The organism is Haloferax massiliensis, from assembly GCF_001368915.1.
Taxonomy (GTDB): domain Archaea; phylum Halobacteriota; class Halobacteria; order Halobacteriales; family Haloferacaceae; genus Haloferax; species Haloferax massiliensis.
Genome location: NZ_CSTE01000004.1, coordinates 15,752 through 27,835, shown reverse-complemented (window position 1 = coordinate 27,835; position 12,084 = coordinate 15,752). Strand labels below are relative to the sequence as shown.

At 62.6% G+C, this 12,084-nt stretch carries 6 protein-coding genes; 5 read left to right on the top strand and 1 reads right to left on the bottom strand.

All coding sequences use genetic code 11. From position 1 onward, the window contains the following. Positions 1-326: 326 nt before the first annotated feature. The 5 genes from BN996_RS15405 (at position 327) to BN996_RS15385 (ending at position 9,896) form a co-directional block, all read left to right on the top strand. Complete coding sequence (locus BN996_RS15405) at positions 327-1,517, top strand: ABC transporter substrate-binding protein (RefSeq protein WP_209446893.1); 1,191 nt, start codon at positions 327-329, stop codon at positions 1,515-1,517. A gap of 3 nt (positions 1,518-1,520) precedes the next feature. Then, positions 1,521-2,498 (top strand): carbohydrate ABC transporter permease, encoded by a 978-nt coding sequence (locus tag BN996_RS15400; RefSeq protein ID WP_089780584.1) that lies wholly within the window; start codon positions 1,521-1,523, stop codon positions 2,496-2,498. A 2-nt stretch (positions 2,499-2,500) separates the two neighbouring features. Then, the gene (locus tag BN996_RS15395; RefSeq protein ID WP_089780582.1) at positions 2,501-3,349 is read left to right on the top strand and encodes a carbohydrate ABC transporter permease; all 849 of its coding nucleotides are present in this window, start codon (positions 2,501-2,503) and stop codon (positions 3,347-3,349) included. 6 nt (positions 3,350-3,355) lie between these two features. Beyond that, entirely contained in the window at positions 3,356-4,480 is a 1,125-nt protein-coding gene (locus BN996_RS15390; RefSeq protein WP_089780580.1) for an ABC transporter ATP-binding protein, read from the top strand. 394 nt (positions 4,481-4,874) lie between these two features. Then, positions 4,875-9,896 (top strand): glycoside hydrolase family 2 TIM barrel-domain containing protein, encoded by a 5,022-nt coding sequence (locus BN996_RS15385; protein WP_089780578.1) that lies wholly within the window; start codon positions 4,875-4,877, stop codon positions 9,894-9,896. 114 nt (positions 9,897-10,010) lie between these two features. Here BN996_RS15385 and BN996_RS15380 read toward each other — a convergent pair whose 3' ends face one another. Beyond that, positions 10,011-12,002 carry a beta-galactosidase gene (locus BN996_RS15380; protein WP_089780576.1) on the bottom strand — a complete coding sequence of 664 codons (1,992 nt, stop codon included), beginning with the start codon at positions 12,000-12,002 and terminating at the stop codon, positions 10,011-10,013. Positions 12,003-12,084: the final 82 nt, after the last annotated feature.

The window sequence follows — 12,084 nt, the reverse complement described above, 5'->3', positions numbered from 1 at the left end:
ATTTCTTTGGATGGTTCGCATCGAAAGTGGGCGTGGTGTCGACGAGTCGGGTTTGGGTCCGACACGGCGGGCAGTCTTGTCAACAAGGCCAAATTATTTATATGGAGCCAGTAATTTGCTAAACGTTCGCAATGAAAGATCAAGTAGAATCTCTCAACCGACGGAACGTGCTACAAGCGATTGGTGGTCTCGGTGCCGCGACTCTCGCCGGTTGCGTGGGGACTGGGTCCGGTCCGCAGACCGACGCGACGCAGACGACCAACAGCGACTCTTCCGCCGAAGGCACCGCCGACGAGACCCCAACGGAAGCGGCGACGGCCGCACCGATGGCGGACTCGATAGAGTTCTGGGAGATGGCGGGCTCCTACGGCGGACTCATGGACCGCTACGCCCAGGAGACGGGAACGGAGATATCCCACACGAACATGGGGTATCCCGAGATTATAAACAAGATGCAGACGCGGCTCATCTCCGGACAGGGTGCCCCGAGTACCGCGCTCATCGAACAGAAAAAGACGCTGAAAATCGCGTCGACCGGCGGCCTGCGGGACCTGCGGCCGCGAATGGAGGACGCCGGCATTATCGACGAATTCAACGACGGGGTGTTGTCCGCCGTGACCGGGGACGAGGGACAGATTTACTCGGTCCCGGACGACATCGCACCGACCACGCTCTATTACCGTCGAGACGTGTGGGACGAACACGGACTCGCACCGCACGACGAAATCGAAACGTGGGACCAACTCATCGAGGAGGGAAAGAAGCTCCCGGACGACATCTCGCTTCTCTCGCTTCCCGCGTCCGGGTCGAACCTCTACTGGCGGTTCCTGAACCGGATGCAGGGCGGACAGGAGTTCAACGAGAACGGGGAGGTCGTCCTCAACGGTGAGGAGGGCCTGAAGGCGGCCCGGATGATGAAGCGCCTCTCGAACGAGGGTCTCATCGACCGGGGCGCAAACTGGAGCCAACAGTGGTTCTCCGGATTCCAGAACGGGACTATCACCGGCTACGCGACCGGGTCGTGGTTCTACGGGACCATCACCTCCTCGATGCCGGAGACCGAGGGTAACTGGCGCGGCTTCAAGCTTCCCGCGCTTGAGTCGGGCGGCAACCGGGCGAGCAACCGCGGCGGTTCCGGCCTCGTCATTCCGCAGCAGGCGTCCGAGGAGGAGGCGAATCGAGTGTGGGACTACATTAAGTTCGTCACCGCCACCCCCAAGCAGAACGCGCTCAGTTACAAGAACGAAGGCCAGATGACGGCACACGAGCCGTCGTGGGACCAAAGCGCGTTCTCGAACGCCGAATTCGACTTCTTCGGCGGACAGCAGCTCGCCAACATCTGGATCGACACCGTTCCGGACATCCCCGGATACCGATTCACCGTCGATTCCCCCATCGTCTCCAGTATCATAAACGAGGAGATGCGAAACATGATCGACGAGGGCGACTCGCCGAAACAGGCCTTAGACCGTGCGGCACAGCGCGTCGCTGACCGAACCGGTCGCGACATCGCATAGAAGATGAGCTCGGAGTCCATCGTCAAACTGTCTGACCGCCTTCGCTTCCAGCGACAGCGGTTCAAGGAGATGATGCCGACGATTCCCGGGACTGCATACATCTTCCTCGCGCCCTTCTTCATCACGTTCGTCCTGTTCCTGGCGTTCCCGATCTTCTACACGGTCTACCTTTCGTTTTTCACGTATCAGGGCGTGGCGAGCGATCCGCTGTTCTGGGTCCAGTTCGGAAACGTCTACCTCGAAATACCGAAAATCGCGAGCCTAGAGTTTGTGGGGCTGGCGAACTACCAACGACTTCTTCGTGATAGTGTGTTCCATCAGTCGATGTTCAACACTATCTACGTCTTCGCAATCGAACTCCCGCTGATGGTCGGGCTCGCGCTCGGGCTCGCCGTGGTACTTAACGCGGGGTTCACTCGGTTCAAGGGCATCTTCCGGAGTCTGATGCTCCTCCCGGTCTCGGCAAACACCGTCGCGTACTCGGTCGTGTTCGTCGTCATCGTCGCCGAGGGCGGACTGCTCGACTTCATCTTCCAACTGTTCGGCATCGCGCCGCTGAACTGGCTCGGCAACGGGTTCTGGTCTCGGAACCTGATGGCGTTCATGGTCGTCTGGCGCTGGACCGGATACAACATGATAATCATCTTGGCCGGGCTCCAGACGATCTCCGAGTCGCTGTACGAGGCCGCGGAAATCGACGGCGCGTCGCGCCTCGAAAAGTTCCGGTACATCACCATCCCACAGCTCAAACCGGTGTTGCTGTTCGTTCTCGTGACGACGACCATCGGGAGCTTCAAGAAGTTCTCGGAGCCGACGATTCTCATCGGCGCGGGCGCGCCGGTAAAAGAGACTCGAACGGTCGTCTACTACATCTACGAGGTCGCCTTCCAGAACCTTCAACTCGGGTACGGAAGTGCGCTGACCGTCGTTCTCGTTGGAATCGTCATGTCACTGTCCGTAATCCAACTCAAGTGGAGCTAACCATGCACGAAAAATCGAAAACCGAGGCGTTGTGGCGATTCGGCGGCTACGGGTTCCTCATCGCGGCCGCGCTGTTCATGATCGTCCCGATATACTGGATCGTTATCGCATCTACTCTGCCTCAGTCGGCGATTCTGTCGAGCAGCGGCGCGCTTCCGCAACTACTCCCCGGCGGACACTTCGTGGAGAACTTTCAGGCGTTGCAGTCGCGCCAGTACGTCAACTTCATGAGCAGTGTCTGGAACAGCATCTTCATCGCAATCGTCTACACGGTCCTCGCGTTGATTCTGTGTTCGATGGCCGGCTTCGCGTTCGCCAAGTACGAGTTCCGGTTCAAGAAGTCCATCTTCGCCGGCATTCTGGCGACGCTTATCATCCCGGTCAATCTGTTGGTCATCCCTCTGTTCCTCGTCATGTCGACGGCGAACATGACCAACACGTACGCCGCGGTCATCCTGCCGTGGGCCGCGTACCCGGTTGGAATCTTCTTCATGCGTCAGTCGATGCAAGCGATCCCCGACGCGCTGTTGGAGTCCGCCCGGATGGACGGCGCCTCGGAGTTCCAACTGTTCTACCGCGTTGCGATACCGTCGATGAGATCGTCGATGGCGGCGCTCGCTGTCATCCTCTTTCTCTTCCAGTGGAACATGTTCCTCTGGCCGCTGGTCGTTCTCGACACGGATAAGTTCACAATCCCGGTAGCGATTACCAAAATCATGGGACAGCAGGTCGTCGCGTTCGACCAACTGATGGTCGCATCGGCGGTCGCAATACTCCCGATGTTCGTGGTGTTCCTCGCGCTTCAGAAGTACTTCGTGCGAGGCATCCTCTCGGGAGCCGTAAAGGAGTAATTCAACATGACACAGATTGACATCGAAGGACTCGTCAAAACGTACGAAGCGAGCGAAGACCACGACGTCGAGGGTAACGAAATCGTCGCCGTCGACCACGTCGACCTCCAGGTTCGAGACGAGGAGTTCCTCGTTCTCGTCGGGCCGTCGGGGTGCGGAAAGACGACCTTGCTCCGCTGTATCGCGGGTCTCGAAAGCATCACCGACGGGGACCTCCGCTTCAACGGCGACCAGGTGAACCACCTGCGGGCGAGCGAACGGGACGTCGCGATGGTGTTCCAGAACTACGCGCTGTACCCGCACATGACCGTCAGGGAGAACCTCGGATTCGGTCTGAAGCTGTCGACGAAACTCCCATCGGACGATATCGACAGGCGAGTCGTCAGCATCGCCGAGCTAATGGGAATCGAGGACCTGCTCCCGAAGAAACCCGGCGAACTCTCGGGCGGGCAACAGCAGCGAGTCGCGCTCGGCAGAGCGATCGTCCGAGAGCCGGAGGTGTTCCTGATGGACGAACCGCTGTCCAATCTCGACGCGAAGCTTCGCTCCGAGATGCGAACAGAGATTCAGGAACTCCAAAACGAACTCGGCGTGACGACCGTCTACGTCACCCACGACCAAACCGAGGCGATGGCGATGGGCGACCGAATCGCCGTCGTGAACGACGGGCGACTCCAACAGGTCGGCGTCCCGGAGGAGCTCTACCGGAATCCGACGAACGAGTTCGTCGCGGACTTCATCGGAAGCCCGAGCATCAACCTCATCACCATGGACGTCGAGGGCAACCGTCTCGTCTCCGAGTTCGGCTTCGAGTACGAGTTCTCCGACTATCAGGTCGACGACGTCGCTACGGTGCGGCTCGGAATTCGACCCGAAGACCTCGAAATCGACAGAGGCGGATCCGACATCGAGATATCCGTCGTCGAAAAGATGGGGAACGAGAACTTCATCTACGGGAAACTCGGTGACAAAGAGATTGTCGCCCGAACCGACGCGTCGGTTCGCCCCGACACCGGCGAGCGCGTCGGAATCAGCTTCCGAGACGAGGCGGCCTACCTCTTCGACGCGCAGTCCGGATCGGCGCTCAAGACGAAAACAGACGCCCTCCACGCCCCACAGACGCAGTTGTGACGCAGTTCCCCGCGTGAACACGCGAGGAACACCCACGCCGGTCGAACAGGTGAACGGCGGCCGTGCCGACAACGCTACCAGAGCACCGCCATCACGGCGAGACCGCACGCACCTGTTGGCTATCTCCGCACCGTTCGCGTCGTCATCTCCGGCACACCGACGTCGCCGACGACAAGTCTAGCAACGCCTCGCGCGCGCTCAACGGCCGGATTCTCCCCACGCTGGGCGGGAGACGAGGACTCACCGCCGAAATCCGCCCCACCAACAAAAACAATAAATAGTGAGGGTTGGTATCGTTAATCACGGTGACAGAAACCATGTGGATACGGACAGGCTTGACTATCCGTGGCGATGAGCACAGTGATACGCGCGACTGCCGGACGAGGGGAGACCGATGAGTCGGGACGATACCTCCGACAGTTCCGACGGCGGCGACTCCTCGTCGACTAAGCTGGCGGTGACGCGACGACGACTCATGCAGGTGACCGGCGGGTCGCTCCTTGGCGGCGCGTTGTTCGGCCACGAGACGTCCACGGCCCGCGCAGAACCACACGATGGAGTCGACCCGACGCCCGGGGACATTAATTGGAGCACGTATATCGAGACACCCGGCGTCGTCGGAGAGTACACCGAACCGCCGCACGTCGCGACGACGATGCCCTACGGGTCGCTGTCCGCGGCGCGAGCCGCCGAGCGCGACCGCGACTTCCTGACCGACCAATGGCTCGAATCGCAGTACGTCACATCGCTCGACGGCCCGTGGCAGTTCGACTTCGCAACCGACCTCGCTGGTGCGACGGCTGACACGTCGAACTACGCGAACTGGGACACAGTCTACGTTCCCCACACATGGAACACAGACGGCTACGGCGATTTGGGGTTCTACAATCAGGCGGTCGGTTTCTCGCCGAACGACCCGCCGAACGTCCCGAGTACCGACAACAGCGTCGGGACGTACAAACGGGAGTTCACCGTTCCGGACGGATGGACCCAAGGTCGGCAAACGTATCTCAACATCGGCGGTGCGAAAGCCGGGTACTTCGTCTGGGTCAACGACGCGTACGTTGGCTACAAGCAGGGGTCGATGACGCCCGGTGAGTTCAACATCACCGACGTCGTCACCGAGGACTCGACGAATACCGTCACAATTCAGGTCGTCCGCTGGACCGACGGGACGTATCTCGAACAACAACATATGTGGCGGTTAGCCGGCATCTTCCGGGACGTGCTTCTGTACTCGAAACCCGACGTACACGTCCAGGACTTCGATACGGTCGCGGACCTCGATTCCACCTACACGGACGGGACGCTGGAAGTCGACGCCGCCCTCGCCAACCACACGAGCAGTCAGCAGTCCGCGACCGTGCAAGCGACCCTGTACGACCCCGCCGGAATCGAAGTCGGGACGACTAATCGGAGCGTCACCATCGACGCCGGCGACACCGTTACGATGTCGGACGGCGTGGTCACCGACCACTCGACGGAGAACAACGGTGGCACCGTCATCGGCGACCCGTCCTACGTGAGTGGGTCCAGCGGACGGGCGCTCGATTTCGACGGGGGCGACGACTGGGTCGACGTCGGGTCCCACCCGAGTCTCGACCTCTCGGACGCGTTGACGCTGGAAGCCGTCGTCTACGGCGAGTCGCTCACCGGCGAACAGCCGATGGTTGTCAAGGGAGACACGTCCTACGGACTGAAGATGAGCGGCGGCGACCTCCAGTTCTTCGTCTACGACGGAAGCTGGAACACGGTCACTGTCGCGCCGCCGAGTGGCTGGTCCGGAAGTTGGCACACGGTGACCGGCGTCTACGACGGTTCGTCGCTTCGCCTGTACGTCGACGGCACCGAAATCGGCGCGACTTCGTTCTCGGGGTCGGTCTCGACGAACGGTTACCGCCTCGGTATCGGCCACAACGCCGAGGCTCGGAGCCGCTACTTTGGTGGCCGCCTCGACTCGGTACGCGTGTACGACCGCGCGCTCTCGTCGTCGGAAGTGAACGCCTCCCGAACCGGCCCCGACAGTTCGACGCGACTGTGGCTCGACTTCGAACAGACGGGCCCGCCGCTGTCGATGACGGTCTCCAACGTCGACGCGTGGACCGCCGAGACGCCGGCCCTGTACACGCTCGGCATCGAACTCATCCCGAGCGGGGCTTCCTCGGCTACCGAAGCGATGGTGGAGAAAGTCGGCTTCCGAACCATCGAGGTCGTTTCGACCTCCGACGGGGCAGCGGAGAAAATCACCGTCAACGGCGAGGCGGTGACGCTCGCCGGGACGAACCGCCACGACTACAGCCTCGACCACGGGCGACACGTGCCGACCGAGCGGATGCGAAAGGAGATCGAACTCGCGAAGCGGAACAACGCCAACGCGATCCGCTGTTCGCACTACCCCAACCGCCCCGACTTCTACCGACTGTGCGACGAGTACGGAATCTATCTGCAAGACGAGCTCAACGCCGAGGCCCACGGCAACCAGTCGCTCGTCAACGACTTCCCCTCGTACGACCCGTCGTTCCTCGACCGGTTCAAGCGGATGGTCGTGCGCGATAAGAACTTCGCCTCGATAACCGTCTGGTCGACCGGAAACGAGGCCGGTCTGGGGGAGGCGCATCGAAAGATGGCCGACTGGGTGCGCAGCGCGGACCCGACTCGGCTCGTCGGCCATCAGGATAACGCCGGTGGCTACGGGAGCGGTTTCGGTGGCACCGCTTCCTTCGCAGATATCAACGGCATCCGGTACCCCTTCCCAGGCACCATCGAGAGCATGGCGGGCGACTCCAGCGTGACGAAACCGGTCGTCATGGGTGAATACCAGATTATGTCCGGCAACGGCGGGGGACTCCTGACCGACTTCTACGACGTCATCCACGCCCACGAGCAGTTACAGGGCGGCTATATCTGGATGTGGAATCAGCACCAACTCAACGCGACGGAGGACCCGCTCGACGGGAATCTGTTGAGCGAGGACCACAGACGCGCGGCTATCGACGACCGCTCCATCGCGGGCCACACCGCGCTGGTTAACGGCTCGCCGAACGAGGTGTCCGGCGAGAGCGGGTCGGCGCTCGAACTCGACGGGACCGCCGACTGGGTCGACGCCAACCACGACGACAGAATCGACATTACGGGCGAACTGACCGTCGAAGCGGTCGTCTACGGCGACGGTAGCCTCGCCGGTGAACAGCCGTTCGTCGTCAAGGGCGACACCCAGTACGGACTGAAGATGAGCGACGGCGACCTGCAGTTTTTCGTCTCCGACGGCTCGAATCAGCAGACTGCGAGTGCCGCTCCCCCGAGCGGCTGGGACGGGAGTTGGCACACGCTCTCGGGCGTCTACGACGGGTCGGCCGTCCGGCTGTACGTCGATGGGTCCGAAATCGCGTCCACAGCCTTCTCGGGGGCGATAAACAGCAACCGATACCGGGTCGGAATCGGTCACAACACCGAGACGGCGGAGCGCTATGCGAACGTTCGGGTCGATTCCGTTCGCATCTTCGAGCGGGCGCTCTCGTCGAGCGAGGTTGGCTCGCTTTCCTCGCCGGACGACTCCTGTCGCCTCTGGCTCGACTTCGAACTCAAAGAGCACCACTGGGGCGACCCGCCCCAGCCGACGGCGACGGTAATCGACCACCGGCACACGATGCCCCAACTCGACGTGATGAAGAAGGCCCAGCAGTTCGTTCGCTTCGAGGCGAACGACCTGCCGAACGGCGACGTCGACGTCACGAACGTCTACGACTTCACGAACACGAGCCAGTTCGACTTCAGTTGGGTGCTCAAAGAGGACGACACGGTCATCCAGAGCGGGACGTTGAACCCGAGCATCGCTCCCGGCGAGACGCAGACGGTCAGCCTCGGGTACTCACAACCGTCGCTACAGGCCGGCTCCGAGTACTTCTTGGACATCAGCGTGACGCTCGCGTCGGACACGTCGTGGGCCGACGCCGGCTACGAAATCGCGTTCGAACAGTTCGTCGTCCCGTGGGACGCCCCGGACGCCCCGCAGTCGAGCCTCTCGGATATGAGCGGCGTCAGCTACTCGACGAGCGGGTCGGAAGTCACCGTCTCCGGGTCGGACTTCACGTACGTCTTCGATACGAGCGCGGGCCGATTCACGTCGTTCCAGCGCCACGGAGAGGAACTGCTGAACGCCGGCCCGCAACTCAACGCGTGGCGCGAACCGGTCCACAACGAGTCCGCCGGGTGGGGCGGAGCCGAGGCCGACGAGTGGACGTCGGCGGGGCTAGACGCGCTGACGGCGACGGTTGACGCTAGTAGCGTCTCACAGCCGGATCCGTCGGCGGTCCGCATCGAAGTCGAAACGACTGACTCCGCGAGCGGTCACAGCGAGGCCTTCACCACCGGCTACACCTACGACGTCCTCGGCAGCGGCGACGTGGTCGTGCAGGTCGAAGTGACGCCCAACACGGACATGCAGAACGCCATCACGGAGTACCTGCCGAAGTACGGCCTCCAACTCCGGATGCCGGCGGACTTCGATACCTTCGAGTGGTTCGGTCGCGGCCCCGGGGAGACCTATCCGGACCGGAAATGGAACGAGCGTATCGGGCGGTACAGCGGGTCCGTCTCCGACCAGTTCGTCGGGTACGTCCCTCCGGGCGACTACGGCAACAAGTGCGACACGCGCTACGCCGCGTTGACCAACGACAGCGGCGTCGGCCTGTTGGTCCACGGCTTGCCGTCGACGGAGACGATGAACGTCAGCGTCCAAGCGTTCACCGACATGAGTGACGCCGAACGCGTCAGCGACCTCCAGTTCGCCGACGGCATCGTCTTCAACGTCGATTACGCCGTCAGCGGCGTCGGCGGGATGCCTCGGAACACGCTTTCTGCGTACAGCGTCGACCCCATCAGCGAGCGGTTCTCCTATGCGTTCCGTCCGTTCGATGCAAGCAGCGACGACCCGCTCTCGCTGAGTCGGCGTGACCTCCCGTACGCCGGTCAATCGGGTTCGGGTCCCATCACCGAGGGGACGTACTACGTCGAGAACGTCAACAGCGGAAAGGCGATGGACATCGCGAACAGTTCGACGGCTGACGGCGGGAACGTCCAGCAGTACGGTTACTGGGGCGGTTCGAACCAGCAGTGGGACGCTGTCCGCAACGGGGACGGGACCTACCGCTTCGAGAACGTCAACAGCGGAAAGGTGCTGTCGGTCGATTCCGGGTCGACCAGCGAAGGGGCGACACTCGTCCAGTGGACGTGGAACGGAAACGACGAGCAGCGATGGGCCGTCAACGAAAACAGCGACGGCACGTACCGGTTGGAGAATGTCAACTCGGGGTACGTCGCCGACGTGAACGCCGCTTCGACCAGCAACGGTGCCGACGTCATCCAGTGGGGATGGGGCGGCGGCGACAACCAGAAGTGGACGTTCAACGCGCCGTAACGGCGAACCGGCGTCCGGTCGGTGCCTCGTCGGAGCACGGTCCGGCCAGTATCCCCCTCGACGTTCGAGAACACACCGGGCGAGAGCCGCCTTGGTGAGTGGTCCCGTGCCGACTTACTCGGACCCGAGTCCGACGCCTCCGATAGACCCGTCGAGTACCGCGATATCGAACGCGTCGACGGTCGCCTCACCGAGCAGGAACCCGGCGGAGTCGGGGACGGTCAACGTCACCGGGTCGCTCGTGAAATTAAGCGCCCACGTGTAGCCGTCGCGCTCCATCACGCGCACGCCGTCCGGGAATCGCTCAGTGTACTCGACGCCGGCGGCGTCCAGTAACTCCGTCACGAGCGCGTCGGCGAGGTCGTCCCCCGGCCAGCAACCGCAGTACGTCACGGTTCCGTTTCCGGCGTCGTTCCGCACGATTGCGGTGTTTCCGGCCGCTTCGCCCGTCCGATACTCTCCCCGGGGCACCCCGTCTTCGGGAGCCAGCCACGAGGCCCACGTTCGGAACTCGTACGTTGCACCGTCGTAGGAGAGCCGCGTCTCGATATGGTCGGGCAGCGTTTCGTGACGCGCCACCCGTGCGCCGGTGAGGGAGGTGAGCGGCCCCGGCGCGAGCGACTCGTGAAGCTGGTTGTACGGGTCTTTCTCCCCCGTCCGGGCCCCGAGGAGGAGACTGCCGCCCGAATCGACGTAGTCGGTCAGGGCGGTCGACAGCTCGTCGCCGACGAGATACAACGTCGGTGCGACGACCGCGTCGTACCGTTCGAGACTCGCTTCCGGCGAGACGATGTCGACCTGCACACCGCGGGCGCGAAGCGTATCGTAGTACGTCCGTAAGTGGTTCCAGTAGTCCCAGTCGGGCGAGAGAGGTTGCGAACGCGTCGCCCACAGGCTCTCGTAGTCGTGGACGAGCGCGACCGACGCATCGACCGAGTCCAAGTCGAACAGCTCGTCGGCGGCGGTCGACGCTTCGCGGTACCCGCGGTCCGGGGAGCCGTCCTGCCGCCGAAGCCCGGCGTGGTACTGTTCTTGCCCCTGACGACAGCGACGCCAGCGGAAGTAGACGACGGCGTCCGCGCCGTGAGCGACGGCGTGGTGGGCCCACAGGCGCATCGCCCCGTCGGCCGGTTGCGGCGACTGCGGCGGCCAGTTGATGTCTCCCGGCTGTTGCTCCATCACCCAGAACGGCTTCCCTTTCGCGCCGCGCTGGAGGTCGTGGTTCATGCTCACTTGGTCGGGATTCCCGGCCCGTAACTCGTCGGCTGTCGGCGTGTCCGGCTGTCGGTCCTGCACGAACCCCGTCGGATAGGAGTCCCACGAGAGGAAATCGAGGTCGTCGGCGAGGCGAAAGGCGTCGAGTGAAAAGCCACCCATGAAGTTGTGCGTGACGAACCACTCGTCGTTCGCTTCGCGGATGAGGTCTGCGTGCAGGCGGTTGTACTCGGCCACGCTGTCGTTACTAAACCGCTCGTAGGCGAGTACCCGCGAGGGGTGGTTGGCGGCCGGTGTCGGTTTTGGAGGGTCGACGCTCTCGAAATCGTCGTACTGCTGGCTCCAAAACGCCGTTCCCCACGCCTCATTGAGGTCGGCAACGGTCTCATAGCTGTCGGCGAGCCATTCGCTAAACGCCTCGCCACAGTCCTCGCAGTAGCAGGTAACCGTCTCGTGGCAGCCGAATTCGTTGTCGGTCTGCCACCCGGCGACGTGGGGGTTGTCGGCGTATCGTTCGGTCAGCACGCCGACGATGCGTTCGGTCTCGGAACGGTAGGTGGGCGAGTTGAAGCAGGTGAACCGACGGCTCCCCCACTCGCGCGGCGTGCCGTCTCTGTCTCGCTGTCGAACGTCGGGATGTTCGTCGACGAGCCATTTCGGCGGCGTCGCTGTCGGCGTGCACAGAACCGCTTTCATCCCGAACTCCCCGATGAGTTCGACGGCCTCGTCTAACCACGCGAAATCGAACGTCCCTCGCTCCGGTTCGATTCGTCCCCACGCGAACTCCCCCATTCGAACGTATTCAATCCCGGCTTCGGCCATCTGACTGATATCGGTCTCCCACCGCTCTCGCGACCAGTGCTCCGGGAAATAGCAGACACCAACTGTCATACCCATTAGTCAAAGTGGTGAGGTATAGTTCTTTCCGGTGTCTGGGCACTGGCTGATACCCACCCGTCGAGTCCTGCGCACC

Bases quoted from the DNA above. Each gene is read 5' to 3' on its own strand.
- BN996_RS15395 (WP_089780582.1), top strand. From the start codon at position 2,501: ATGCACGAAAAATCGAAAACCGAGGCGTTGTGGCGATTCGGCGGCTAC.
- BN996_RS15400 (WP_089780584.1), top strand. From the start codon at position 1,521: ATGAGCTCGGAGTCCATCGTCAAACTGTCTGACCGCCTTCGCTTCCAG.
- BN996_RS15405 (WP_209446893.1), top strand. From the start codon at position 327: ATGGCGGACTCGATAGAGTTCTGGGAGATGGCGGGCTCCTACGGCGGA.
- BN996_RS15385 (WP_089780578.1), top strand. From the start codon at position 4,875: ATGAGTCGGGACGATACCTCCGACAGTTCCGACGGCGGCGACTCCTCG.
- BN996_RS15380 (WP_089780576.1), bottom strand. From the start codon at position 12,002: ATGACAGTTGGTGTCTGCTATTTCCCGGAGCACTGGTCGCGAGAGCGG.
- BN996_RS15390 (WP_089780580.1), top strand. From the start codon at position 3,356: ATGACACAGATTGACATCGAAGGACTCGTCAAAACGTACGAAGCGAGC.